This is a genomic window from Rhizobium sp. RU33A, from assembly GCF_900156055.1.
Classification (GTDB): domain Bacteria; phylum Pseudomonadota; class Alphaproteobacteria; order Rhizobiales; family Rhizobiaceae; genus Allorhizobium.
In genome coordinates this window covers 141,769-167,526 of the sequence record NZ_FTMQ01000007.1, presented here as the reverse complement: position 1 = coordinate 167,526, position 25,758 = coordinate 141,769, and the positions used below count along the sequence as shown (strand labels likewise).

26 protein-coding genes are annotated in these 25,758 nt (G+C 61.2%); 17 read left to right on the top strand and 9 right to left on the bottom strand.

Annotation, left to right across the window (positions count from 1 at the left end; all coding sequences use genetic code 11):
- Positions 1-12 precede the first annotated feature (12 nt).
- Complete coding sequence (locus BW978_RS21055; protein ID WP_076397793.1) at positions 13-945, bottom strand: 1-phosphofructokinase family hexose kinase; 933 nt, start codon at positions 943-945, stop codon at positions 13-15.
- Positions 946-1,175: 230 nt separating this feature from the next.
- Here BW978_RS21055 and BW978_RS21050 point away from each other — a divergent pair, with 230 nt between their 5' ends.
- The gene (locus BW978_RS21050; RefSeq protein ID WP_076397792.1) at positions 1,176-1,796 is read left to right on the top strand and encodes a riboflavin synthase subunit alpha; all 621 of its coding nucleotides are present in this window, start codon (positions 1,176-1,178) and stop codon (positions 1,794-1,796) included.
- A 7-nt stretch (positions 1,797-1,803) separates the two neighbouring features.
- Here BW978_RS21050 and BW978_RS21045 read toward each other — a convergent pair whose 3' ends face one another.
- On the bottom strand, positions 1,804-2,196 hold the full coding sequence (locus BW978_RS21045) for a response regulator (RefSeq protein ID WP_076397791.1): 393 nt from the start codon (positions 2,194-2,196) through the stop codon (positions 1,804-1,806).
- A 198-nt stretch (positions 2,197-2,394) separates the two neighbouring features.
- On the opposite strand from BW978_RS21045, the gene BW978_RS21040 reads away from it, so the two are divergent.
- Positions 2,395-2,769 (top strand): hypothetical protein, encoded by a 375-nt coding sequence (locus BW978_RS21040; RefSeq protein WP_076397790.1) that lies wholly within the window; start codon positions 2,395-2,397, stop codon positions 2,767-2,769.
- A gap of 36 nt (positions 2,770-2,805) precedes the next feature.
- Entirely contained in the window at positions 2,806-3,294 is a 489-nt protein-coding gene (locus BW978_RS21035) for an MgtC/SapB family protein (RefSeq protein WP_076397789.1), read from the top strand.
- A gap of 22 nt (positions 3,295-3,316) precedes the next feature.
- On the opposite strand, the gene BW978_RS21030 is transcribed toward BW978_RS21035, so the two are convergent.
- Positions 3,317-4,105, bottom strand: a complete 789-nt coding sequence (locus BW978_RS21030) for an SDR family oxidoreductase (RefSeq protein ID WP_076397788.1) — start codon at positions 4,103-4,105, stop codon at positions 3,317-3,319.
- Positions 4,102-4,293: a DUF3008 family protein gene (locus BW978_RS21025; RefSeq protein WP_006728162.1), complete on the bottom strand. Its 192-nt coding sequence runs from the start codon at positions 4,291-4,293 to the stop codon at positions 4,102-4,104. Before BW978_RS21025 ends, BW978_RS21030 begins: the two co-directional genes overlap by 4 nt.
- Before the next feature lie 138 nt (positions 4,294-4,431).
- On the opposite strand from BW978_RS21025, the gene glgX reads away from it, so the two are divergent.
- Positions 4,432-6,510 (top strand): glycogen debranching protein GlgX, encoded by a 2,079-nt coding sequence (gene glgX, locus BW978_RS21020; protein WP_076397787.1) that lies wholly within the window; start codon positions 4,432-4,434, stop codon positions 6,508-6,510.
- 9 nt (positions 6,511-6,519) lie between these two features.
- On the opposite strand, the gene BW978_RS21015 is transcribed toward glgX, so the two are convergent.
- Positions 6,520-7,527, bottom strand: coding sequence for a PAS domain-containing protein (locus tag BW978_RS21015; protein WP_076397786.1), 1,008 nt, complete (start codon positions 7,525-7,527; stop codon positions 6,520-6,522).
- A gap of 244 nt (positions 7,528-7,771) precedes the next feature.
- Positions 7,772-8,959 (bottom strand): acyl-CoA dehydrogenase, encoded by a 1,188-nt coding sequence (locus tag BW978_RS21010; protein WP_069043063.1) that lies wholly within the window; start codon positions 8,957-8,959, stop codon positions 7,772-7,774.
- Positions 8,960-9,056: 97 nt separating this feature from the next.
- On the opposite strand from BW978_RS21010, the gene BW978_RS21005 reads away from it, so the two are divergent.
- The 5 genes from BW978_RS21005 (at position 9,057) to BW978_RS20985 (ending at position 18,580) form a co-directional block, all read left to right on the top strand.
- Positions 9,057-9,977 (top strand): LysR family transcriptional regulator, encoded by a 921-nt coding sequence (locus BW978_RS21005; RefSeq protein ID WP_076397785.1) that lies wholly within the window; start codon positions 9,057-9,059, stop codon positions 9,975-9,977.
- Between the two features lie 105 nt (positions 9,978-10,082).
- Positions 10,083-15,527, top strand: a complete 5,445-nt coding sequence (locus BW978_RS21000) for an alpha-2-macroglobulin family protein (protein WP_076397784.1) — start codon at positions 10,083-10,085, stop codon at positions 15,525-15,527.
- Entirely contained in the window at positions 15,527-17,614 is a 2,088-nt protein-coding gene (gene pbpC, locus BW978_RS20995; protein WP_076397783.1) for a penicillin-binding protein 1C, read from the top strand. The genes BW978_RS21000 and pbpC overlap by 1 nt, the downstream gene beginning before the upstream one ends.
- 86 nt (positions 17,615-17,700) lie before the next feature.
- The gene (locus BW978_RS20990) at positions 17,701-18,102 is read left to right on the top strand and encodes a hypothetical protein (protein WP_083697669.1); all 402 of its coding nucleotides are present in this window, start codon (positions 17,701-17,703) and stop codon (positions 18,100-18,102) included.
- Between the two features lie 61 nt (positions 18,103-18,163).
- Entirely contained in the window at positions 18,164-18,580 is a 417-nt protein-coding gene (locus BW978_RS20985) for an OsmC family protein (protein ID WP_076397782.1), read from the top strand.
- Here BW978_RS20985 and BW978_RS20980 read toward each other — a convergent pair.
- On the bottom strand, positions 18,577-19,017 hold the full coding sequence (locus BW978_RS20980; protein ID WP_076397781.1) for a DUF1810 domain-containing protein: 441 nt from the start codon (positions 19,015-19,017) through the stop codon (positions 18,577-18,579). The genes BW978_RS20985 and BW978_RS20980 overlap by 4 nt on opposite strands.
- Positions 19,018-19,352: 335 nt before the next feature.
- Here BW978_RS20980 and BW978_RS20970 point away from each other — a divergent pair, with 335 nt between their 5' ends.
- Positions 19,353-20,456 (top strand): DUF475 domain-containing protein, encoded by a 1,104-nt coding sequence (locus BW978_RS20970; RefSeq protein ID WP_076397780.1) that lies wholly within the window; start codon positions 19,353-19,355, stop codon positions 20,454-20,456.
- Positions 20,457-20,528: 72 nt separating this feature from the next.
- On the opposite strand, the gene BW978_RS20965 is transcribed toward BW978_RS20970, so the two are convergent.
- Positions 20,529-20,708: a hypothetical protein gene (locus BW978_RS20965; protein WP_076397779.1), complete on the bottom strand. Its 180-nt coding sequence runs from the start codon at positions 20,706-20,708 to the stop codon at positions 20,529-20,531.
- A gap of 130 nt (positions 20,709-20,838) precedes the next feature.
- Between BW978_RS20965 and BW978_RS23655 the strand changes: the two genes are divergently transcribed.
- The 6 genes from BW978_RS23655 (at position 20,839) to BW978_RS20935 (ending at position 24,107) form a co-directional block, all read left to right on the top strand.
- Positions 20,839-21,006 (top strand): hypothetical protein, encoded by a 168-nt coding sequence (locus BW978_RS23655; RefSeq protein ID WP_175616924.1) that lies wholly within the window; start codon positions 20,839-20,841, stop codon positions 21,004-21,006.
- Positions 21,007-21,017: 11 nt separating this feature from the next.
- Entirely contained in the window at positions 21,018-21,287 is a 270-nt protein-coding gene (locus tag BW978_RS20955) for a hypothetical protein (RefSeq protein WP_076397837.1), read from the top strand.
- 78 nt (positions 21,288-21,365) lie between these two features.
- On the top strand, positions 21,366-22,004 hold the full coding sequence (locus BW978_RS20950) for an exopolysaccharide biosynthesis protein (RefSeq protein WP_076397777.1): 639 nt from the start codon (positions 21,366-21,368) through the stop codon (positions 22,002-22,004).
- A gap of 54 nt (positions 22,005-22,058) precedes the next feature.
- Positions 22,059-22,604, top strand: coding sequence for a sigma-70 family RNA polymerase sigma factor (locus BW978_RS20945; protein WP_076397776.1), 546 nt, complete (start codon positions 22,059-22,061; stop codon positions 22,602-22,604).
- Positions 22,591-23,364, top strand: a complete 774-nt coding sequence (locus tag BW978_RS20940) for an anti-sigma factor family protein (RefSeq protein ID WP_076397775.1) — start codon at positions 22,591-22,593, stop codon at positions 23,362-23,364. The genes BW978_RS20945 and BW978_RS20940 overlap by 14 nt, the downstream gene beginning before the upstream one ends.
- Before the next feature lie 23 nt (positions 23,365-23,387).
- Positions 23,388-24,107, top strand: coding sequence for a Bax inhibitor-1/YccA family protein (locus tag BW978_RS20935; protein WP_076397774.1), 720 nt, complete (start codon positions 23,388-23,390; stop codon positions 24,105-24,107).
- An 86-nt stretch (positions 24,108-24,193) separates the two neighbouring features.
- On the opposite strand, the gene rhaI is transcribed toward BW978_RS20935, so the two are convergent.
- Positions 24,194-25,486 (bottom strand): L-rhamnose catabolism isomerase, encoded by a 1,293-nt coding sequence (gene rhaI / locus BW978_RS20930; protein WP_076397773.1) that lies wholly within the window; start codon positions 25,484-25,486, stop codon positions 24,194-24,196.
- Between the two features lie 76 nt (positions 25,487-25,562).
- Here rhaI and BW978_RS20925 point away from each other — a divergent pair, with 76 nt between their 5' ends.
- Positions 25,563-25,721, top strand: coding sequence for a YqaE/Pmp3 family membrane protein (locus tag BW978_RS20925; RefSeq protein WP_076397836.1), 159 nt, complete (start codon positions 25,563-25,565; stop codon positions 25,719-25,721).
- Positions 25,722-25,758: the final 37 nt, after the last annotated feature.

Genomic DNA, 25,758 nt, shown 5'->3' with positions numbered 1-25,758 from the left:
CTCGACTGAGGATCAACTGGCTCTTTGCCGCTCGCGCTCGTAGAGATCGACGACGTCCTTCTGGCGGCAGAGTTCCGTGCCCGATGTCATGACCGTCGCAGCACCGGCCGCCTGGCCGAAACGAAAGGCGTCGCCGACTGTGTAGCCTTGGGCAAGTGACCACACCATGCCTGCGACAAAGCTGTCGCCGGCCCCGGTCGCAGAATTGACCGGCACATCGATTGCCGGCAGGTGAATGATCTCATCGGCAGAGGCAAGGATCGCACCGTCGCCCCCCAGGGTGACGGCAATATGTTCGGCAGCGCCCGTTAGAACATGCGCTTGTGCTGCAGGTCCCACCTCGTCATGCGGCAGCTTGAGCCCCAGGAAGGCTTCGAACTCACCGAGGCTGGGCTTTACCAGGAACATGCGCGATCGCGACAACGCCTGCGAAAGCGGAGTTCCCGATGTATCGAGGACGAACTTGCCGCCCCGCGCCGCGACGAGATCCGCGAGACGAACATAGGTATCATCCGGCACACCCCTTGGCAGACTGCCACTTGCGACGACATATTCGGCATCGCTGGCTTCGACGGCATCGAATACGGGCTTAAGCTCCTCCTCCGTCACCAGCGGCCCTTCCGGCACGAAACGATATTCGAGATTGGTCGAGGTCTCGTGCACCGCAAAAGCCACACGGACGGGATCATGAATCCGGAATGTTCGCTCCATGATCGGCAGGGGTTTCAACATGGCCTCGAGCAATTCGCCCGTGGCCCCACCCGACAGGAACATCAACTCGCATGTCCCGCCGAGAGTGACGATGACGCGGGCGACATTGATCCCGCCACCACCTGGAAATTGCTGCTGGTTATAGGTCCGGGTCTTGTGAGTGTGACGCACCACCTCCGCATCGCTGGAGATGTCGATCGCCGGATTGAGTGCAAGGCAAAGGATTTTGGTCATAGAAGGGGCCACCAAGGAAAAGTCGGAATGCCAGACTGCAACAAAGATACGACAGATCTAGGACGGGCAAGGTCCCCTCCGCAACCCGGTCGAAAGCCGCACTTACTCAACCGAGTTTGCACCGCCTCGTTCCCGTTTTCATGGATGGTGAACACTGAGGTATCGCCGCAGGGCATTGTCTTTGGCGCCTGAGACATTACGTTCGCAACGCATTTACCGAGGAAAGCACCATGTATACCGGCATCGTCCAGACAGTCGCCCCCATCAACTCCGTCATCCGCCATGACGGCTTCACGACGTTCTACGTCGAACTCCCCGAGCGGCTGATGGTCGATCTGCAACTGGGTGCGAGCGTCTCAGTCGAAGGCGTATGCCTTTCCGTGACCTCGATGGACGGCACAATCGTCACCTTCGACGCAATGGATGCGACGCTAGAGCGCACCAATCTGGGCATGCTGCAGGCCGGAGACCGGGTGAATATCGAGCGTTCGGCAAAGCCGACCGACGAAAATGGCGGTCACAACATTGCCGGACACATCGCGACGACGGCAGAACTGGTCGCGGCAAAGATGGAAATGCCGGGCGCGTTCATCCGTTTCCGCGTGCCCGAGGAGTGGGCGAAGTATGTCTTCAAGCGGGGCTATCTTGCTGTGAATGGCGCAAGCCTCACGGTGGCGGAGGCCGAAGACGATACATTTACGATCAACCTCATCCCGGAAACGCTGCGCCAAACCACGTTTCCACGTTACAACGCTGGTGATGCGTTGAACATCGAGGTCGATCATCAGACTATGGTGATGGTTGAGGTGGTTGAGCGCACGCTTGAACGTCTGATGTCCAAGCGCGCCTGACGCGACATTAGTGCTGACCACCCTGTCGGGGCGGCGGCACGTCGTTCAGAATGGAAACCAGGACCTTCCCGTAGTCTGCAGGCTTCGGTGCGCAAAGCTCCGGCGGTATGCCGTTCGCCTCGATCTCCCGGATGGCTGATCCCGAGACGATCCGAAACGGTATCCCGCTGCGGCGCAGGCGCTGAACGATCGGCGTCACGTCCCCATCACGAACCTTGAAGTCAAGGATCGCCCCGGAAATATGCTCGTTTTCGAGAATTTCGAGCGCGTCGCGGACCGTTTCGGTCGTGATGACATTGACCCCGGCGCGCGCAACAGCGTCGGCGGCATCCATGGAAATGAATACATCATCTTCGACAATGAGGATCGTATCGATGGCAAGGGGCTGTCCTGGTCTCATCTTCGTTCTCCTTTTGCCACCACAACGCCCACAACCCCCGTTTGTTCAGATTTTCTTAAATTGCTAAACAATACGGTAAACATAGACTTAACAGCTCAAGCAGGAGACATGTTGCTCGTATAGATGGAACATGCCGTCCGATGGAACATCCCTACGAAGCCACGCGTTTCCCATGCCGGAAACCACGGGAGATCATCCATGCAGATCATCGGAACAGAAGTTATTGAAGGCCACGACACAAAAGGTGGCTTCGTCGTCGAATTCCTCGGAGACGGCGGCGAGAAGGTATCGGTTCATATGGCACAGTCGGAAAACGGAAGCCTGAACCGGGACAACGCCCTGCAAAAGGCGCAAGTACTGCTTGTGCAGGCGAGCCGCTTTGGCGCAACCGCCGAAAGCGGAAACGATGAACAGAGTGAAGCGGTCGAAAGCCTGCGTCAGGAGCAGCAAGAGACAGCCGACAATCCGAACAGCAACTCCGCCCTGCAGGAAGGACTGGAAGACACCTTCCCCGCCAGTGACCCGGTCTCTGCGTCCTACACATCGACCATCGCCGGCGATCGGAAGCATTGATCCCCGAAGTAAAACGGTACCGTCAGGGATTCGGGCATGCCCTCTGAATTGAACAGCTTCGGCACCGCGACCACGCTGGAACTGTCGGCCATCGTCATCAGGCTACTGATCGCGATGGTCTGCGGCGCCTGTATAGGCCTGGAGCGCGAATGGCGCAGCCACGCTGCCGGCTTGCGCACCCACATCCTCGTCTGCCTGTCGGCGGCGATTGTAGCAATATTGACGATCGAAATCGCCCATCACGGCGCCTTCGACCGAGACGAGATCCGTCTGGACCCCATCCGCCTGATTGAAGCCGTAACGGCAGGTGTTGCATTCCTCGCGGCAGGAATGATCGTCTTCAACAAGGGTGAGGTGAGAGGCCTGACGACGGGTGCTGGCCTCTGGTTTGCCGGTTCCATCGGCCTTGCCTGCGGGCTCGGCTTTTGGCAGATCGGCCTTATTGCAAGCGGCTTTGCGCTGAGCGTGCTTTGGCTATTGCGGCTGATCGAACACCGGCTGCCCCTTCCTCCCGAGCGCGACTGAAGCCGCGCTCGGCAAGGCGATCCTACCGCAACAGGCTCTGGCCGCCATCCACCCAAATCGGCGTTCCGGTCACATGGCGCGATGCATCAGACGCGAGAAAGCCGATCACATCGGCCACCTCCTCTATCGTGCCGGGTTCCCCACCCGTCAAAGGAATGTCGCCGTCATGGAAGGTCACTGGCACCTCGGTCTGATCCTTCTTGCGAATATGCGTGTTGTCGTCGATTTCAGTCTCGATCGCGCCCGGGCAAACTGCATTGATGCGAATGCCGTGGCGGCCGAGCTCGAGCGCCAATTGCTGCACCATGGCAAGTTGGGCGGCCTTGGTCGCTGAATAGGCTGTTGCACCCGGTGAGGTGAACGTTCGGGTTCCGTTGATCGAAGAGATCACTACGATCGAGCCGCCGTTTTTCTTCATATGCGGCACGGCATGATGCAGCGTGAGATAAGTGCCGCGCAGGTTGATCGCGATCGTCTTGTCGAACTCCTCGGGCTTGAGGTCATCGATCGGCGCCCATGTGCCGTTGATCCCGGCATTCGCAACAACGATGTCCAGCCGCTTTCGTTCGTCGATCAGTCGCGTCAACGCCTGTTCCATCTCCTGATGATCGCTCACATCGGCGACCAGGACCATCCCGTCACCGCCAGCTGCGCGGATCTCCGCGAGCGTCTCGTCCAGCTCGTCTCGTGTCCGCCCCAGCAAGCCGACAAAGACACCACCCTTTGCCAGATTGAGAGAAGCCCCCTTGCCGATCCCGGAGCCGGCTCCGGTCACCAGGGCGGTTCTCCCGTCCAGTTCGCCGCGCCTCATGACTTGCCCTCGACATGTTCGGGCTTGCCCTGACGCTTCGTTGAGGCGAGCTCTTCGAGCTCTTTCTTGCTCATGCTTTTTTCCATGCTGCGCGACGCGCCCTTGAGATCGGACACCTTAGCCTCGCCCCGCTTGGCGGCCAGTGCAGCACCAGCCGCCTTCTGCTGCGCCTTCGATTTCGCCGGCATCTGCACACCTCATGTTTCATCCGATTTCGATGCGAGGCAAACCGGCAAATGGGCCGAAAGTTCCGGCCGGAGAAGGGCTTGGAACAAAGCATCGCGTTCGGGAATTAAGCTGCGCAACTCCAGACATCAGAGGATCAGATGGACGCCAAGAGCACGCATTTTCATGTCACGCCGGGCGAATGGCACAATCTCGGCGCGTGCTTCGATGGAGAGGGCACGAACTTCGCTCTCTTTTCCGCCCATGCTGAACGTGTCGAGCTCTGCCTATTTGACGACAGCGGCAGGGTCGAAATCGCCCGGCTCGAGCTTCCGGAATACACAAACGAAGTCTGGCATGGCTATGTGCCGGGCGTGAGGCCGGGACAGCTTTACGGCTACCGGGTTCACGGGCCCTATGAGCCGGAGAACGGTCATCGCTTCAATCCGAACAAACTACTCCTTGACCCCTATGCCCGCGAAATCGTCGGCGATTTCGCCTGGTCGAAGGCTCATTTCGGCTACGACCTGGATGCGGAAGAGAAGGACCTCACCTTCAACACGCTCGACAGCGCGTCATGCTCGCCGAAATGCCGGGTGATCGATCCGAGTGAGAACCGCATTTCAAACGGCTTCGCCCGCATCCCCTGGGCCGAAACGATCGTCTACGAGACCCATGTCAAAGGCTTCACCAAGCTGCATCCCGCGATCCCTGACAATCTCAGGGGCACATTCGACGGGCTCGGCCACAAGGCGGCCGTCGACTATGTAAAGAGCCTCGGCATTACATCGATCGAACTCCTGCCCGTGCATGCCTTCCCGGACGATAGCCACCTGATGGACAAGGGGCTTCATAACTTCTGGGGTTACAACACGATCGGCTTCTTCTCGCCCGCGAGCCGCTATTACGGTCCCAAAGGCCTGGTGGGCTTTCGCGACATGGTGCGCGCTTTCCATGATGCTGGCATCGAGGTTATCCTCGACGTTGTCTACAACCATACGGCCGAAGGCAACGAGCTCGGCCCGACGCTCTCCTTCAAGGGCATCGACAATTTTTCCTATTACCGGACGATGCCCGACAATCACCGTTACTACATCAACGACACGGGCACCGGAAATACGGTGAACACATCCCATCCGCGCGTCCTGCAGATGGTGATGGACAGCCTGCGCTACTGGGCTGAGGAAATGCATGTCGACGGTTTCCGCTTCGATCTGGGCACGATCCTCGGCCGGGAACCGGAAGGCTTCGATCAGCGCGGCGGCTTCTTCGATGCCGTCAGCCAGGATCCCGTTCTCTCCAAGGTCAAGCTGATCGGCGAGCCTTGGGATATCGGCCCCGGCGGTTACCAGGTCGGCGGCTTCCCTCCGGGCTGGGCCGAGTGGAACGACAAGTATCGCGATTCCACCCGCGAGTACTGGTTGAATGCCGACAACACCTCTCAGGACTTTGCCGCCCGCCTGCTCGGCTCGGGCGACATCTATGACCAGCGCGGCCGCCGCCCCTGGGCGAGCGTCAACTTCATCACCGCCCATGACGGCTTTACCCTGAACGATCTTGTTTCCTACGACCAGAAGCACAACGAAGCGAATGGCGAGGACAACAACGACGGCCACGACCATAACCGCAGCCACAATTACGGTCATGAAGGTCCGACAGACGACGCGGAGATCAATGCGATCCGCGACCGCCAGAAGCGCAATCTCCTGGCAACACTGTTTTTCTCGCACGGCACACCGATGCTGTTGGCGGGCGACGAATTTGGCCGCTCGCAGATGGGCAACAACAACGGCTATTGCCAGGACAGTGAGATCAGTTGGCTGCACTGGGAAGACCTGCCGCAGACTTGTGAAGAACTGCGAGAATTAACACGCCGGCTGATAACCCTCCGCAAGGAGCAGCCACTTCTGCGCCGCTCGAACTGGCGGGATGGCATGATCATCGACTGGTACCATGTGGAAGGCGGCCATCAGGAGGCCGAACACTGGTACGATGGCAACCCGCTGGCCTTGAAGCTCCTGAGGCCGGACCTCGATGGCGAAGAGGGTGTGTGGCCAGAGGCGCTTCTGCTCTTCAATCCGGTCGCCGAGGACATTGATTTTGTCCTTCCTGAGACCGGCGGTGGGAACTGGCAACTCGAGCTGACGACCTTCGACGTGGAGAGACACGGCGATATCGCGGAAGAAGGCAAGGCCTTCAGGCTGGAGGCGAGGTCGCTGGCACTCCTCAGACGGGCCTGACCGACACGTTCAGTCGTCCGAAGCGCGCTGAAGCACTTCGAAGTCGTAAAGCTGCCCGGCTACGGAAATGCGCCGGGCAGAAATCATCACGGGGACGACCTCTCCGGACGAATGGCGGATCTCGCCGCGCATACCCGCATATCCACCATCGCGATCGAGCAGCATGAGACGCTCCGCACGAACCTCGCTTCCCGAGACAACGCCGGACGCGACCATCTCACTGCCCCGGATCTCGTCCCAGGTTTTCCCGACGAGATCGAGATAAGCCTGGTTGACCCTGACATAGCGGGAGCTTTTCTGGCCGATGCTTGAGATCGAAAAGGCAACAGGCGAAAGTTCAAAGAGCGCCTGGATAACGGGACCGGACATCGCATTGGTCTCGGCCATTTCGATCGTTTCCCGGGATGGCAATCTGTCCTCGCCGCTTGCCATCATCTCGTAGTCGGCCGGCATGGACAGCTCGTCACGCAGCACGGCAACCAGCCGCCACAGATCGACTTCAATAAAGGAAGATTTATGGGCTTCGTCGACCTGCTCCAGAAGTGCCGGTAAAGAAGCTACGGCATCCGACAGTCGCTGCATCTCACGCGGACTGCGGGCCGCGTCGCGCAGGGCTCGCAGTTTGTCCAAAGCGATGCCGTGAAGGGTCTCATAGGCTCCCTGCAACGCCGTTGCACGCTCCGCTTCGACATCGTCGAGCGGACGTATTCCGTCCGCGACCGGAAGCGATTCAAGCAAGGCCCAGACCGTGCGCTCCTCGGGACATTCCTCCACCTCGGCAGTCCCCTGCGGAGCGTAACGAATGAGACTGAGAACAGTGTCGATGCCGAACCGGTTTACGTCGGCAGGCATGGCCTTGCCATCGCTGCTCTCTTCGAGCGCAGTCAGCCGGGTCGGTCCGCCATTGTCGTCGAAGTAGATGCAGACCTCCAAGATCGCATCAGGGAATTCCAGCCAAGGGTGTTCTCTCCGGAACACCGCAAGCGCAGAGTGGTCGAGCACTGTTAGAGCATACATGACGCGTCCTCCACAACCGGCCGTAGCATACAGCAAAAGCCATCCTGCCTGATAGGCCAGGAATCGCCAAACATCAGCATAAAGCAAACATCACGGCTTCTGAATGTGTTTCTAGCCACCGACAAGTATATGAATGTTTAAGCTGAAATCTCGGAGTTCTGGGAGCGACGCAAGAATGCGACAGTCCGGCGCCCAAACCCATAAATAGTCAGGGACGCCGGACTGCTCGAGTTCGAAAGAGCGATCAGAAGAAGGCCTGGATGCCGGTCTGCGCGCGGCCAAGGATCAAGGCATGCACGTCATGCGTGCCTTCATAGGTGTTGACGGTCTCCAGGTTCTGCGCATGACGCATCACATGGTATTCGATCTGGATGCCGTTCCCGCCATGCATGTCGCGGGCCATGCGGGCAATGTCGAGTGCCTTGCCGCAATTGTTGCGCTTGATGATGGAAATCATCTCCGGCGCGAACTGGTGTTCGTCCATCAGACGGCCGACGCGGAGTGAAGCCAGCAGACCAAGCGAGATTTCGGTCTGCATGTCGGCAAGCTTCTTCTGGAAGAGCTGCGTGCCGGCAAGCGGCTTGCCGAACTGCTTGCGGTCGAGGCCATACTGGCGGGCCCGGTGCCAGCAATCCTCCGCAGCGCCGAGAACGCCCCAGGAAATGCCGTAACGAGCACGGTTGAGGCAGCCGAATGGACCCTTGAGACCCGACACGTTGGGCATCAACGCATCTTCGCCGACTTCGACGCCATCCATGACGATCTCGCCGGTGACCGAAGCACGCAGCGAGAGCTTGCCGCCGATCTTTGGCGCCGACAGGCCCTTCATGCCCTTTTCGAGAATGAAACCGCGGATCTCGCCACCATGCGCTTCCGACTTCGCCCAGACGACAAAGACGTCGGCGATCGGCGCATTGGAGATCCACATCTTCGAGCCACGCAGGCGATAGCCGCCCTCGATCTTTTCGGCGCGCGTCTTCATGCCACCGGGATCCGAGCCGGCATCCGGCTCGGTCAGCCCGAAGCAGCCGATCAGCTCGCCGGAGACGAGACCGGGCAGATACTTGTCCTTCTGTTCCTCCGAGCCATAGGCGTAGATCGGATAGATCACCAGCGACGACTGCACGCTCATCATCGAGCGATAGCCGGAGTCGATGCGCTCGATCTCGCGGGCGACGAGGCCATAGGAGACATAATTGGCGTCAGCAGCGCCGTATTTTTCGGGCAGGGTGACACCAAGCAGGCCAGCCTTGCCCATCAGCCGGAAGAGTTCCGGCTCGACCGTTTCGCCGAGATAGGCGTCGGCAACCCGCGGCGCGAGTTCGGCTTCAGCAAAGGCCGCTGCCGCATCCTGGATCATCCGCTCATCCTCGCTCAGGATCTCAGACATCAGGAAGGGATCACTCCAAGAAAAGGGTCGCATCTCGCTCATCGGTCTCATCCATTTGTTTCGTTATCCCAGATTGCTCATGTCGGAGTGCAATTCAACCCATGTTTACTCATGTTGCTATTAGGTCTATTCATATCGCATGCTGACACATCAACGCCGCTTCCTGCCATCGACGAGTGCTCTCGCCGCCTTCGATTCCGTCGCCAAGCTCGGCAGCTTCTCGGCCGCCGCCAACGAGCTGGCGCTGACACAAGGGGCAATCAGCCGACAGATCGGGCTTCTCGAAGATCAGCTCGGCGTCAAGCTTTTCGAACGCACCAATCGCGGTGTCGAGTTGACCGCTATCGGCCGCACCTATGCCAAGGGCATCGGCGACGCACTAGCCACGATCCGCACGCTGTCGCTGGAGGCCATGGCAACCCGCGACGACACCCATCTGCGCCTCGCCATCCTGCCGACCTTCGGCACCCGCTGGCTAATGCCGCGCATGCCGGACTTCCTCGCGAAGAACCCAGCCATCATCATGGACTTCGCCACCCGCATCGGCCAGTTCGATTTCGAGGGCTCCGGTCTCGATGCCGCAATCCATATCGGTGAACCCAACTGGCCGGGCACCGATTGCCAGTTTCTGATGCATGAATTGGTGGTGCCGGTTTGCAGCCCGGCCTTCCTTGCCGCCAACCCGGTGAAGCGACCGGAAGATCTTCTGTCCAAGCCGCTGTTCGACATGGCGTCCCGCCCACGGGCCTGGGAGCAATGGTTTTCAAGCCTCGGCATCAGCGAGGGCCGCGGCGGCGGCATGCGCTTCGAGCAGTTCTCCAACGTCGTCCAGGCCTGCCATGCAGGCCTCGGGATCGCGCTCGTCCCGACATTCCTGATCGAGCCGGAACTTTCGAGCGGGCAGCTGGTCCGCGCCTGGGATCATGAGGTGAAAAGCGCAAGCGCCTACTACCTCGTCCGCCCGCTGTCGAAGATGGCCTATGGGCCGGCCAGCACCTTTGCCGCCTGGATCCTCGAACAGGCAAGAAGCTTCAGCGAGCGACGCCCCGCGAGTGCGTGAGGACCACCCAGAAATGACTCGCAGCCTGTGTCCTGTGCCGATTGACAAGCCTCCGTCATGAGCAAAGACTAACCTCCGAAGCCATGATCAGGCTTGGAGGGGACCATGTTTACAAACCGTTTTTCGGCGTTGCTCACAGTTGCGCTGGCTCTATTGCCATTATCCCCTTCAGCTTACGCCCAGGATGTCAGGACAATCGAACGCATTGACGATGCGGACTATTTCGGGTTCGACCTGCGAACCGAAAAGAACGTCTCCATCGATGAATGCGAGGCTAGCTGCATTGGCGACGCGTCATGCCGCGCCTTCACTTACAATCCGAAGGTCAACTGGTGCTTCCTGAAGTCCGATTACGACCAGCTGAACAGCTTCCCGGGCGCGATCGCGGGCCGCATCGTCGTTCAGACGGCGGAAGACGACATCGGTGCGCCGCCGGCGCTGACCTTCGTCTCGGACTACCTGAAATCGGAAGCCCGCAATCAGCGCAGCAATCTTGTCATTGCAGCCGAACAGCAGGGTCTGGGACGGGATGCACTGATTGAAATAGGCCGCGCCTCCTTTGCTAGTGGCAACATCGACTACGCCATTCTGTCCCTGAAGGGTGCACTGGCGATCGATGCAGACGACACAGCACTCTGGCTCGAAATGGCCCGGATGGCCAATACCGTCATCAACAATTACGGCATGGCCAACGAAGGCGCGATGGCGTCGATCAACGGCTATCTGTTGACCCGCGGCGCCTCTACCCGCGCCGACGCGCTCGTCACGCTGGCAAAGTCCCTTGAGAACAGCGAGAACTGGCGTCCGGCTCTCAGCGCGTACAAGGCAAGCCTCGAACTCGCGTCGAATGCGCAAGTGCGCGCCGCCTTCGAAGACCTGCGCTCCCGCCAGGGTTTCCGCGTCGTCAACAACACTGTTGATTCCGACAGTGCTTCACCGCGCGCCTGCGTCGAGTTCTCCGAACCGCTGGTCAAACGCGGCGTCGATTATTCGTCCTTCGTAACCCTGGACGGCACGACGCCGAAGGCGCTGGAAGCGAAGAACAACCAGATCTGCGTCGAAGGCCTGGAGCATGGCGGGCGCTATCGCCTCGCAATCCGCGCCGGCCTTCCCTCTTCGGTCGACGAAAACCTAGAAGCCCCGGTCGAGCTCGAACTCTATGTCCGCGATCGCGCATCGACCGTGCGCTTTACCGGCGACAGTTTCGTTCTGCCCTCCTCCGCCCGCCAGGGCATTCCGCTCGTCTCGATCAACAGCGAAAGCGCCAATCTCGAACTCTACCGGATCGGCGACCGCAACATCGCACCGCTTCTTGCCGCCTCGCAGTTTCTCACCCAGATGGACGGCTACACCGCCGGCCGCGTGAAGGACGAGATCGGCGAACTTGTCTGGCAGGGTTCGGTCGAGATTGCCAACGAGCAGAACAAGGAAGTCGTTACCAGCATTCCGCTGCAGGAGGCCCTGCGAACCCGCAAGCCCGGCATCTATGTGATGACTGCGGTCTCACCTACTGGTGTCACCGAGAGCTGGGACAGCCGCGCGACGCAGTGGTTCGTCGTCTCCGACATCGGCCTCTCGACCTTTGCCGGCACCGATGGGCTGCATGTCTTCGCGCGCTCTCTGGCAACGGCCAGCCCGCTTGCCAATATCGAGCTGCAACTGATCGCCAAGAACAATGAGATCCTGGCGACCGCCACAACCGACGCCGAAGGCCGGGCCCGCTTCGACGCCGGTCTCGTCCGAGGCGGTGCAGCGCTCGCACCGGCCGTCATTGCCGCGCGCAGCAGTGCTGACGACAATGTCTTCCTCGACATGACGCGCGCCGGCTTCGACCTTTCGGATCGCGGCGTCACCGGACGCCCTGCCCCCGGCCCGGTCGATATCCTCGCCTGGACCGAGCGTGGTATCTATCGCCCCGGCGAGACGGTGCATGCCGCAGCGCTGGCCCGCGACACCAATGCCGACGCCATTTCCGGCCTGCCGCTGACTTTCCTCTTCTCGCGACCGGATGGTGTCGAGTTCCGCCGCATGGCGGTATCAAGCGAAACGCTGGGCGGTTATACCGTCGACCTGCCGATCCTTGCCAATGCGATGCGTGGCACCTGGACAGTCGCCATCCACACCGACCCGAAAAAGCAGGCCATCGCTCGGTCGACATTCCTGGTCGACGATTTCGTGCCGGACCGGCTCGACCTGAAACTCTCGAGCGAAACCGGTGCAATTTCTACGGACGAAGCCGTTACCGTGTCGGCCGATGGCCGTTATCTCTATGGCGCGCCGGCAGCGGGCCTGACGCTTGAAGGCGAGGTGGTGATCCGCCCGACGACAAGCCATCCAGACTTTGCCCGCTACAGCTTCGGCCTTGCAGACGAAGAGGGCATCGAAGACATGCGTCTGCCGCTTGAAGGGCTGGATGCGCTGGATGACGATGGCCGCGCCGAAATCGAGGTTGCCCTGGCCGACCTGCCCTCGACGACACGCCTCCTGAACGCCGATGTCGTCCTGCGTCTGCGCGAAAGTGGAGGCCGCGCGGTCGAGCGCAAGCTGACCCTACCTGTGACGCCTGATGGACCCATGATCGGCATCAAGCCGGAATTCGAAGGCGAGGTCTCCGAAAACACCAATGCCGCCTTCAACCTGATCGCCCTCGGCCCCAATGGCGAGCGTCAGGCCTTGGCCGGTGCGAGCTGGAAGCTGATCAAACTCGAGCGGAACTATCAGTGGTACCGCGATGGTTCCTCCTGGCGTTATGAGCCAATCACCACGACCAAGCTCGTGGCCGATGGTACGATCGACATTGCAGCCGATGGTACACCGCTTTCGGTGCCCGTCACCTGGGGCAGCCACCGCCTCGAAGTCGAACAGGGCGGCGCCGTCACCAGCACCGACTTCGATGCCGGCTGGTTCGTCGCTGCAAGCTCTACCGAAACCCCAGACGCACTCGAGATTGGCCTCGACAAGCCGGCTTACCAGGTCGGCGACACCGCAAAGCTCATGATCTCGCCGCGCTTCGCAGGCCAGGTCATCGTCACCTCGGGCACGGATACCCTGATCTCGACGCAGGTTGCCGAGGTACCAGCCACCGGCACGGAAATCGAAATTCCAGTTACTGCGGATTTCGGCGCCGGCGCCTATGTGACGACAACCCTTTTCCGTCCGGGTGACGCCGAGGAAAGCCGTATGCCGGCGCGTGCGATCGGCATTGCCTGGCTCGCCGTCGATCCGGGTGCCGACAAGCTTGCCATCAAGCTTTCGCCACCGGAAAAGACCCTGCCCCGCCAGCCGCTGGAAATCCCGGTGGAAGTGACCGGCGCAGGCATCGGCGAGGAGGCCTATGTGATGGTCGCCGCCGTCGATGTCGGCATTCTCAACCTCACCCGCTATGAGACACCCGATCCCGAAAGCTACTACTTCGGCCAGCGCCGCCTCGGCCTCGAACTGCGCGACCTCTATGGCCGTCTGATCGATGGCTCGCTGGGCGCAACCGGACGCCTGCGCACCGGTGGTGACGGCGGCCAGGTCGCCCTGCAAGGTAATCCGCCGCGCGAAAAGCTCGTGGCTTTCTTCTCCGGTGCGGTGAAGCTCGATGCTGAAGGCAAGGCGATGGTCTCCTTCGACATCCCGCAATTCAACGGCACCGCCCGTGTGATGGCTTGGGCCTGGTCGAAGACCGGCGTCGGCCACAGCGAGGCGGACGTGATCATCCGAGATCCGATCGTCGTGACGGCGAGCCTGCCGAAATTCCTCGCGCCTGAAGACGAAAGCAGTCTTCGTCTGGACATCGCCGCGACGGACGCTCCATCCGGCACCTACACGCTGGCCGTGACCGGCAACGGTCCCGTCAGCGTCGGTGGCGCAGAAAGCCAGGAGGTCGCACTGACCGCAGGCGAAGCTACCACCGTCACGCTGCCGCTCACTGCCAACACGCCCGGCGAGGGCGCCATCGACATTGCTCTCTCCGGCGCCGACGGCATAGCCATTGCCCAGTCTCTCGATCTTCCCGTACGCCCGGCAACGCTGCCGATCACCGAACGCCAGGTCATTACGCTGGCACCCGGCAAGAGCCTGACCGTGGATGGCGACCTGCTCGCCGACAGCCTGCTCCAGGGAGCCTCGGTCAGCCTCAATGTCGCTCGCGCCGATGGCCTCGACATTCCGGGCCTGCTGATGGCACTCGACCGCTATCCCTATGGCTGCGCCGAGCAGACCACCAGCCGCGCCCTGCCGCTTCTATACTTTGATGAACTGGCCAAGCTTTCCGGCCTGCCGGAGGACGAGTCAATCAACAAGCGCGTCCAGGACGGCATCCTGCGCGTGCTGGCCTATCAATCGTCGAGTGGCTCCTTTGGCCTCTGGGCACCGGGTTCCGAAAGCCTCTGGCTCGACGCCTATGTCACCGACTTCCTGACCCGCGCCCGCGAACAGACCTTCGACGTGCCGGAGGAAGCTCTGGTCCAGGCCTTGCAGAACCTGCAGAACCGCATCGCCTATGACAACGACATCCGCACACGCGGCAACGAGATCGCCTATGCGCTCTACGTGCTGTCTCGCAGCCGCAAGGCCTCGCTGAGTGACCTTCGCTACTACGCGGACACGATGCTGGGCGACTTCCCGACCCCCCTGTCGAAAGCGCATCTGGCAGCGGCATTGTCGCTCTACGGTGACAGCGAACGAGCCAACGCCGTCTTCCTCGATGCGGCCGGCATGAGCGAACAGGCCCGCCTGACGCCGGTCAGCTTCTCCCGCTCCGACTATGGCTCGGCGCTTCGCGATGCAGCCGGCGTTCTGGCGCTCGCTGCCGAAAGCCGCCCGGTACCGCCTGTCGTTCCGATACTGGCAAAGGTCGTGGCCGATGAGTGGAAGGCCAAGCAAACGCTCAGCACCCAGGAACAGACCTGGATGCTGCTCGCCGCCCGCGCGCTCCAGCAGGATGACGAGGGGCTGAAGCTTGACGTCAATGGTGCCGAAAAGACCGGCGCATATGCCGCCACGATCCTGGGCGACGCGCTCCTCGAGGCGCCGCTGACGCTGACCAACACCGGCCTTGATCCCGTCAGCGCTGCGGTTACCACGGTCGCAGCCCCGGCCCTGCCTCCGGCAGCCGGCGGCGAAGGCTTCGAGATCAGCAAGACCTACTACAGCCTGACCGGCGAAGAGGCCAACATCACCGAGGTCATCCAGAACGAACGCTATGTTGTGGTGCTGGAGGTGACGGAAGCGGATGACTGGCCGGCCCAGCTTCTTGTGACCGATCTGCTACCGGCCGGTTTCGAGATCGACAATCCGAGCCTGGTCGACAGCGCGGCGCTCGCCAACTTCGACTGGATCGGCCAGACGGAGACCGCACACCTGGAATTCCGCAGCGATCGTTTTGTCGCCGCGATCAACCGAGGCGAGAGCGAAAACGGTACGATCACGCTGGCTTACGTCGTCCGCGCCGTCACGCCTGGTACCTACGACCTGCCGGCCGCAAACGTCGAAGACATGTATCGTCCGCAGCTGTCCGCGCGCACGGCAGCCGCTGCGATGACGGTCTCGACGGCACCCTGATGGGCCGCCTGAGGCGCATCGGCATAAGCTTGGGGGTGGCTGCCATCACGGCCACTGCCTCGCTCGCTGCGCTGGATTGGGCAGACAGCAACTACCCTCCGCCGCTCGAGGAAGCGCGCGAGATCTCGACCGAAATTCTCGATCGCGACGGCCAGCTCTTGCGTGCCTTTGCCACGAAAGAAGGCCTCTGGCGCTTAGAAACAACAGTCGATGACGTCGACCCTGCTCTCATCCGCATGCTGATCGCCTATGAGGACAGGCGCTACGCGGACCATCACGGCGTTGACCTCATGGCGCTGGGACGTGCCGCCTGGCAACTGGCCGTTAACGGCCGCATCGTTTCGGGCGCCTCCACCCTCTCCATGCAGGTCGCCCGCCTGATAGAGCCTCGTCGCGAGCGATCACTGACCGCCAAACTTATTCAGATCGCCCGCGCGATCCAGTTGGAACGGCGGCTGTCGAAGACCGAGATCCTCAACCTCTATCTCACCCACGCCCCTTATGGCGGAAACTTGGAAGGGGTGCGCGCAGCAAGCCTCGCCTGGTTTGGCAAGGAGCCGAAGCGGCTGTCGACCGCCGAGGCCGCTCTGCTGGTCGCCCTGCCGCAACTGCCGGAAAAGCGTCGCCCAGACCGATTCCGCGACAACGCACACGAAGCGCGCAAGCGGGTTCTGGAACGCGCTCGCGAGGCCGAAGTCGTCGACAAGGCGGAGGTCGAGCTCGCGCTGAACGCATCCCTCCCGTCTATGCGCAGGCAGTTGCCAGCGCTTGCCCCACATCTCGCCGAAGCCGCACGGCGCAAGGCACCCGAGACCGGCACCCACCAGACCACCATCCTGCGGCCTGTGCAGGAGGCCCTAGAAAGATTGGCGCTCGAAGCAGGCCGCAACCTCGATCCCAAGGTCTCGCTCGCTTTGCTGATGGCCGATGCCACCACCGGCGAGATTGTCGCCGAAGTCGGGGCAGCCAATTACTTCGATGCCTCCCGCTCGGGCTGGATCGACATGACGCGCGCCGAGCGCTCGCCGGGCTCGGCGCTGAAGCCCTTCATCTATGGCCTTGCCTTCGAGCAGGGGCTGGTGGCGCAGGAAACGATTGTCGAAGATCGCCCGGCCGACTTCTTCGGCTATCGCCCGAAGAATTTCGACATGCAGTATCAGGGGGATGTCAGCATCCGCCAGGCGCTACAGCTGTCGCTGAACGTCCCGGCCGTGCGTCTTCTCGATGCCGTCGGCCCCTCCCGCCTGATGGTGCGCCTGCGCCGCGCCGGTGTGACGCTGAAGCTCCCGCCGAACGAGGCGCCGGGATTGGCAATCGCGCTTGGCGGAGCCGGGATTACGCTGAAGGATCTCGTGCAGCTTTACAGCGGTCTCGCAAACCGCGAACAGCCGGTCCGGCTGGGGGATGGCATCCGCGACTTGGCCGAACTGATCGACGAACAGCCCCTCTTCGAACCCACAGCCGCCTGGACGGTCGCCGACGTCCTCGGCGACGTCCTGCCGCCAACCGGAAGCCCGCCCGCCGGGATCGCCTACAAGACAGGCACCAGCTACGGCTACCGTGACGCCTGGTCGGTCGGCTATGACGGTCGTTATGTGCTCGGCGTCTGGATCGGGCGCCCGGACAATGCAGCCGTCCCTGGCATATCGGGCTATCAGACGGCAGCTCCGATCCTCTTCGAAGCCTTTGCCAAATCCGGCCTTGCCGGAACGCCCCTGCCCCGAGCCCCGACAGGTGCGAACCGCATCGCGGCATCGGACCTGCCGCAATCGCTTCGCCGCTTCTCGGTCAACGCCAACGGCCTGATCTCCGTCTCTGCACGCGAGCGGCCGCCCCAGATCGTCTACCCGCTGGAAGGCTCTGTTCTCGAGCGCGGCAAGGGACCCGATGGCAAGGTGTTGCCCGTCGTCATGAAGATGCAAGCCGGACGCGCGCCCTTTCGGTGGCTTGTCGATGGTAAGCCGATGCGTGAATCCACGCGCCGCAGAACCGGCGAATGGCATCCTGAAGGCATCGGGCAATCGACCCTGACCGTGATCGATGCGGAAGGGCGAGCCGCCTCGGTGAATGTCTTCGTCCGGAATTGACACGCCTGTCGCAGCCATGCGTGATCCGCCGCAGGATGGCTCGCGTAGATGATCCCGTTAACCCATTTGAACGGGAGATCTTCGTTATGACCAGCAGCATGCGTGCCGGACTGATCACGCTCCTGACGATTGCGTTCATCGCCCCGGCGGCGATGGCCAACGAGCGCTTCACCGCATCCGCCATCAAGGATGAAATCATCGGCAAGAGGATCTATCTTGCCGTTCCCTTGGGCGGAGAATTCCCGCTGAATTATCGTCCCAACGGTCAGGTGGACGGCTCGGGCGAAGCCCTCGGCCTTGGCCGGTTTGCCAAGCCCAATGACAAGGGACGCTGGTGGATCAATGGCGATCGCCTCTGTCAGCAGTTCACCAGCTGGTACAAGGGGGCGCCCATGTGCTTCGAGCTGATCCGCACGGGCGACAAGCGCCTCAAGTGGATCCGCGACAACGGCCAAACCGGCACGGCGCGCATCGGCAACAGCATCTGACATAGCTTGTCGCGCCATCCATCGGTCCCTATTCTCAAATTTGAACAGAATGGGGACCGGAATGGCAGATCTGCGAAGCCGCCCGATCGGCGCGACAGCCACATTGGGGCGACGGGGTTATCCCGTCATCAGATCCGCAACCGGTGGTCAGCTCGAAATCGTCACCGGACCCACGCAGGCCGGCTTCAATCCACTCGACCTCCTCTTGGCCTCGCTTGCCGCATGCATGAGCATGAGCGCGCGGATTGCGGCGCGCGAACTGGGCTTTGGGGATGATTTCGAGGGTCTGCGGGTCGAAGTGACCGGAGAGAAGGCCTCGGACGAGCCCTCACGTTTTGTCTCTCTCTCCGTAACGATGACGTTCCAGAACACTCTAGATCCGCACGATCAGGCAAAGATTGCGCATCGCGCCGAGGAGATCTGTACTGTCAGCAACACTCTGGCGGTTCGTCCCACCTTGTTCATCAACTCCGCCTAGCCCGCGAGACGCTGCAACGTGATGGGATCAGGTTCTCCGCCACAGAACACGTCGAGAGCCTCGCGGAAGATTGCAGCGCTTTCGATATCGGCAGCCGCCGCAAACAGCGTCATGGATGATCGAAACTTCATGTCGTCGGGTTGACCGAAAATCTCCAACAGGCTCCGGTCCGGATGCGCCAATACGGCCCGGGTGACCATCCGCAGGCGCTCTCCGAGGATAGGATGCGCGAGATAGGCACGCGCCTCATGAAGCGACCTTAAGGCAAATCGCTGGGCAATCGGCGATCGGCCCAACCCCTCCAACTGCGGAAAGACGAACCACATCCAGTGACTGCGCTTGCCGCCGCCCTGTAATTCCCGAAGCGCTTGTGCGTGAGTTTCACGCTGCGCTTCGACGAAGCACTCCAAGTCGACGAGAGGATGATCTTCAGCCATTTGAGCCTTGCTCCTCTTGCTTCAACGCTGGTCGGGAAGCCATCGCCAATGCTTTATACGATCAACTATTCCGCCCTCTCCGCCTTAAATCTTGACGTCGGACCAATGTTCGTTAACAAGAATGTGAGGCGTCGTGATTTCAGCATCATCGCGCCCAAACCTGGTGCCGGGCCCCTCTGGCGAGAGTTTACGGCGCTCTCGTGATGTCGGTACCGCCAGCAATTTCAGCCGGCGGATTCTAGAACAATGAACACTTGGATCATGCTTTATGCGAAGGCGTGCAGGACGCCTCGCATCTCCACCATTTCTGTGTCCTCCCACCTGGAGGACCGCACATGAGCACCGCAGCAGCAACGGGTGGCAATTCCACTCTCGGTTACTTCCGCTGGGCCTTCATCGTCACGGCGATCGGCCTCATTCTCGGCGGCGTTCTCGGTTGGCAGTCGACCGGCACGATCGCCGGCATGGCGACCGTCTTCTTCATCTGCGCGGTTCTGGCGGTGCTTGAGATCTCACTGTCCTTCGACAATGCGATCGTCAACGCCAACAAGCTCAAGGACATGACCCCCGTCTGGCAGCAGCGCTTTCTGACCTGGGGCATCATCATCGCCGTCTTCGGCATGCGCATCGTCTTCCCGCTGCTGATCGTCGTGATCGCCGCCCAGATCGGGCCGATCGAAGCGATCATCCTCGCAGCACGCGAGCCAGCCGAATACGCCCGCATCATGAACGACGCACATCTTCCGATCGCGGCCTTCGGCGGCACCTTCCTGATGATGGTCGGCCTCACCTACTTCTTCAACCATGAGAAGGACGTGCACTGGATCGAGTGGCTTGAGAAGCACTTGGCACGCTCGGCCTCCATCAAGGGCATCGAAATCGCGCTGGTGCTCCTGCTGATCCTGCTGTTCTCCAACCTGCTCGAAGGCGAGGAATCGACGACCTTCGTGTATTCCGCCATCTACGGGCTCGTGACCTTCCTGGCTGTTGAAGTGCTGGGTGGACTGTTGGATGCATCGCAGAAGACCATGAGCGAAGCGGCCAAGGGCGGTCTCGGCGCCTTCATCTACCTTGAAGTGCTCGACGCCAGCTTCTCTTTCGACGGCGTTATCGGCGCCTTCGCGCTGACGCAGAACCTCTTCATCATCGCGATCGGTCTTGGCATCGGCGCCATGTATGTCCGCTCCATGACCATCATGTTGGTCGAGAAGGGCACCCTGGCAGAGTACCGCTATCTGGAACACGGCGCCTTCTACGCCATCCTGATCCTCTCTGTGATCATGTATGTCCAGACGCTGTTCCATATCCCGGAAGTCATCACCGGTCTCGGTGGCGCAGCACTCATCGGCATCTCGCTCTGGTCCTCGATCAAGTACAATCGGGAAGAGCGGGAAGAAGAACAACGTCTCGCCGGTGAAAGCGTCGCCGAAAATATCTGACCAAGAGCGTTTGAGAAAAGTGAGAAAGGCCGGCGTTCGCGCCGGCCTTTGTCGTTTCGGATCACCGAGGTGTCACTCTGGGCCAAGGTCCGTCTTTTGTGATCCGACCTCCGGTAGCGATCCCGTGCCCGGCGTCTTCATCGGGTCCTGCAGCTCCTTTTTATCGTGGGGACCCGCCGCCGGCATGTCTTCTGCGCGAGACTTTTCCCCTGCGTCTTGCCGCTTGCGCGAATGTTCGATGTTTTCAGTCATGGATGTCTCCTTTGCTGGGACACAGGAAACCTGCTGGCCAGCGCAGAGGTTCCGCCCATTCGATACGATGTCTCCGGAACCGACGATGGATCACGACGTTCGATATGCATGGAAAGAGGAGGAGAACCGCATGACCACCGCAAAGAACACCGAACCGCACGACAGTCAGACGCCCCACCGGGACCACAATACCCGGGGCGCTCGCCTCGAACTGTCAGAACGAGACGACGCTGACGACCTTGAGGAGGGGCCGACCGAACAGGGCGTCGATCTCGATCCCAAGCGCCGGATAGATTGAAGATCATCGCCATGAACACAGCCAATCCCCAGCTGGAAGGTCTTTATCTCGCGATCTCTGCCCTTGTCCGCCGCATGATCGATAAAGGACTGCTTGACGCAGACGACCTGCATCAGGCAATGGCCGAGGCCCGCCGGGCAGCGGAGCAGGACCTGCAGACGTCCTCGCTCTCCGACGCCAACCGCAAGGCGGTCCTTTTTCCGATCGACCTTCTCGACAGGGCCGACGGCGACGTCGAAAGCTTCCGAGCTTTGGTCCGGCTGATAGCAGCCCGCCAATAGCCGACCAAGCGTGGGCAAGCGATCTTGCGTCGGCCAAAAGCTCTCCTACATCTTGGCGGTGACAGGAGAGTTAAACCGATGACCAGCACCGCGCCGCTAGACAGCACCTCTGCTGAAGGCGGGGTGGCATCCAGACGATTATCCAGGCTCCGAGCCCATGCCGCAGAGGCGGGTGCGGTCAGCCTGGATGAGCTGATGTCGACCATGGGCCGCAGCAGCATCGCCTTTGCTATCCTGATCCTCGCTCTTCCGGCGCTCACTCCAATTCCCGGCCCGTTTGGCCTTGTCTTCGGGAGTTGCCTCGCCATCGTCTCGCTTCAGATCATCGCCGGTTACCGCCGTATCTGGTTGCCGCAATTTCTGAGCCGGCGACAGGTGTCCGGCGCAACCATCGACCTCATGGTGCGCTACACGGCGCCGCTCGTGGCACGCGTCGAAACTCTCCTGCGCAAGAACCGCCTGCGACGCTTTGCCGGACCACGTGCTCAGGTATTTCTTGGCCTCCCCGTTCTGTTGCTTGCCATCGCCGTCGCGCTACCGATCCCTTTCGGCAACATGCTCCCCGTGGCGGCCCTTGTGATGATCGCGCTCGGTCTCATGGAGCGGGACGGTCTGGTGACGATGCTGGGATTGGGTATGGGCGTGATCGCGCTCGGAGCGACCGGCGGCCTTGTCTATGCTGCGGCCTGGGGACTGGGCTCGATTGTCGGCCCCTGAAAAAAATCTTCTCGGCGATGGAATAGGAGCGCCATCGACTCCGTATACTGGACCATGACGACGAATTCGAACCCGTTCAATGTGATTGGCCAGCTCGCAGCCCTGCGACGCTACGCCCGTTCGCTCGTCAGAAATCCCGACGAGGCAGAAGATCTCGTTCATGATGCACTGATCCGGGCCTTGGAGCGCAGGTCGACCTTCAAGAGCAGTGGCAGCATCCGCAACTGGTTAATGTCAATCCTGCACAACACCCATATCGACCGGCTTCGTCGGGACCGTGCTGAAAACCGCCGTCAGAACGCGGCCCTGGAGCTCAGCGATATTGTGGCCCCTGCCGGCCAGGAGCATTCGGTCCGGCTGGCGCAGGTACGCGACGCGTTCCTGTCGCTGCCGGAAGACCAGCGCGAAGCTTTGCATCTCGTGGCCATTGAAGAGCTTTCCTATCAGGAAGCCGCCGATGTCCTGAATATCCCTGTGGGCACACTGATGTCCCGCGTTTCCCGTGCCCGCGCCCGACTAAGGGCGATGGAAAGCGGCGAAGACGCGAACCTCGTACCCCACCTGAGAATCGTTGGAGGAAACCCCGATGACCAGCAATGATCCTGTAATCGAGGCCGACCTGCACGCCTATGTCGACGACCAGCTGGATGTCGGCCGCCGTATCGAGGTCGAGGCCTATCTGTCGGAAAACCCTGCGATCGCCGCCAAGGTCATGGCCGATCTGCGTGTGCGCGACGAATTGCGACTGGCGCTTGCGGGCATGCCAGCAGTCGTGCGTCAGGAAACACGCGATGCAGCCCGAGTGCTGGAAAGCGCCTTCAACCGTCCCCGCACGATCGATGTCATGCGGCGTGCGGCAGCCGTCGTACTGCTTGTAGGCGCCGGCTGGATCGCCCATGGCTGGATCGCCCCCGGCAGCATCGGCGAAGTCGTGGCCTCCGTGCCGCCGCCGCAATTCGTCGAGGAGGCCGTACGCGCGCATCAGACGGCGGAACTACGGGAAAAGATGAGCTCGCAGTCCGAAACGAGCCGCTTCGATCCGGCCGAGATCCGTTCAGCGACGGCCATCGTTCTGCCGGCTATGCCGGATGACTGGACCGTTCGGGACGCCCAGATTTTCCCCTCGACCTATGGACCGAGCGTCGAGCTCGAGGTCGAGCCCCAATCCGGCGAGAGGTTGTCCCTCTTCGCCGTGAGGCCTGGCAATTTTGCCGTTCAGCAGGTGCTGCTGAAGCAGGAGGGTCAGACCAACGCTGCCTATTGGCAGATCGGCGAGGTTGCTTACGCGCTGATCTCCGAAACTGAAAACGCGGATAAGCTAGCCGAAGAGGCCCGCAAGCTTGCCCGCACGCTTTACTGATCCATCCAAGGAGGTAACTGACTATGGATCCCATCCAGAACCGCTTCGGCTACGGCGCTCAGGCCCAGTCCGCAGCACTTTTCGACGAAGGTCTGCGCAAGCACATGCTGCGCGTCTACAACTACATGGGCCTCGGGCTGGTCATCACCGGTATCGTCGCCTTTGTGGTGAGCCAGACCCCGGCGCTCTACGTGCCGATCTTCTCGACCCCCTTGAAGTGGGTCGTGATGCTGGCACCGCTCGCCTTCGTATTCTTCTTCTCCTTCCGCATCCACGCGATGTCGGCCGCAACCGCGCAGATGGCCTTCTGGGCCTTCGCTGCCGTGATGGGTCTGTCGCTGTCGTCGGTCTTCCTGGTCTTCACCGGAACCTCGATCGCCCGCACCTTCTTCATCACTGCGACCATGTTCGGCGCGATGAGCCTCTATGGCTACACCACCAAGCGTGACCTGGCGCAGTTCGGCTCGTTCCTGATGATGGGTCTGATCGGTGTCGTCATCGCCTCGATCGTCAACATCTTCCTCGGCTCAAGCGCCCTGCAGTTCGCGATCTCGGTGATCGGCGTCGTCGTCTTCGTCGGCCTGACTGCCTGGGATACCCAGAACATCAAGCAGCAGTATGCCGAGAACTTCGACCAGGAGAGCCAGCAGAAGCTCGCCGTCTTTGGCGCTCTTTCGCTGTACCTGAATTTCGTCAACCTGTTCCAGCTGCTGCTGAGCCTCACTGGCCAGCGCGAAGAATAAGATAAAAACGCGTCGGGAGAACGCTTTGACAAGGAAACGCCCGGGTATTGCCCGGGCGTTTTCACGAGATGAGAAGAAAGCCTGGCTCAGACAATCCCGCCAGAGCCGCCCTTGACCGCCGGACGCTCGGCCGCAACACGACCCCGGTAGCCGCTCGCACGATAAGTCGCCACAGGGTCAATCGCCCCGCCGGACCGCCGCCGCGCATCAGCAAGGATCGGTTCGACATCGGTCCGATAAGCCCGCTTCAGCGTTTCGGATGCCATCAACGCGTCGTTGTCGGTCTGGTAGCCCTCAAGCGCTGCCCGATCGACCAGCAGCGCCTGCGCATAGGCCCGACGGATCTCGTTGGCGCTGGAAATCAGGCTCTCGATCGGATCCGTCACATTGTGGCTCTGATCGATCATATGCGCGGGATGGAAGCCCTTCACGCCGCGATGTTCGGCATCGACCAGCTCGTTGAACACGAGGAATAGGCGATAGGGTTCGACAGATCCGGCATCCAGATCATCGTCACCATACTTCGAGTCGTTGAAGTGGAAGCCCCCGAGCTTGCCGAACTGGATGAGCCGCGCGACGATCATCTCGATATTGGTGTTCGGAGCATGATGCCCGAGGTCGACCAGGCAATGGGCCTTCTCACCCAGTGTCTGGGCGATCAGATAGTTCGTGCCCCAATCCTGCACCACCGTCGAATAGAAGGCCGGCTCGTACATCTTGTGTTCGGAGAACAGCCGCCAGTCGTCCGGCAGCGCCTTGTAGATGTCGCGCATCGCGTCGAGATAACGCTCGAACTGGCGGGTGAAATTGCTCTGGCCGGGAAAGTTGGAGCCATCGCCGATCCAGACGGTCAGTGCCTTGGAGCCGAGCGCCCGACCAATTTCGATGCATTCGAGATTGTGCTCGACGGCCTGACGGCGCGTGCCCGCATCGACATGGCTGAGCGACCCGTACTTGTAGGAATGTGGCTGGTCCGGGCTGTCGGAAAAGGTGTTGGAATTCATCGCATCGAAGCCCAGCCCCAAGCCATCCGCCTTGGCCTTCAGCTCCTTCGGATCCGCCTTGTCCCAAGGGATATGCAGCGAGACTGTCGGGGTCGCCCGCGTCAGCTGCTGGATGACGCCGCAATCGTCGAGCTTGTCGAAGATGTGCCGTGGCTCTCCCTGTCCCGGAAAGCGGGCAAAGCGCGTGCCGCCAGTGCCTACGCCCCAGGAGGGAACTGCGACGAAAAAGGCCGCGACCTTAGCAGTGACCGTCTCGATATCGATCGAGCTTCGCGCCAGCTTCTCTCCCAGCGCCTGGAAGTCGCTGCGGTGGGCCGCCTCGCGCCGCTCGTTCTCCGCAGCGATGACATCGACGGGAATTCGGATCTCGCTCATTCTTTCCTCCACCTCGCGCGAACGATTTTGTTCCAAGCGCGTTTATCTGCAGTCTCAAATGAAATTCGGAGCCATCATGGACGTTGTTCGCATTCTGCTTGCCATCCTCCTGCCGCCGGTCGGCGTTTTCCTTCAGGTCGGCATCGGCCTGCATTTCTGGCTGAACATCCTGCTGACGCTCTTCGGCTATATCCCCGGCATCATCCACGCCATCTGGGTGATCATCCGCAAGTAGGATCCCGGCGCGGCGCACGCGCCGCGACGGCTCGGGA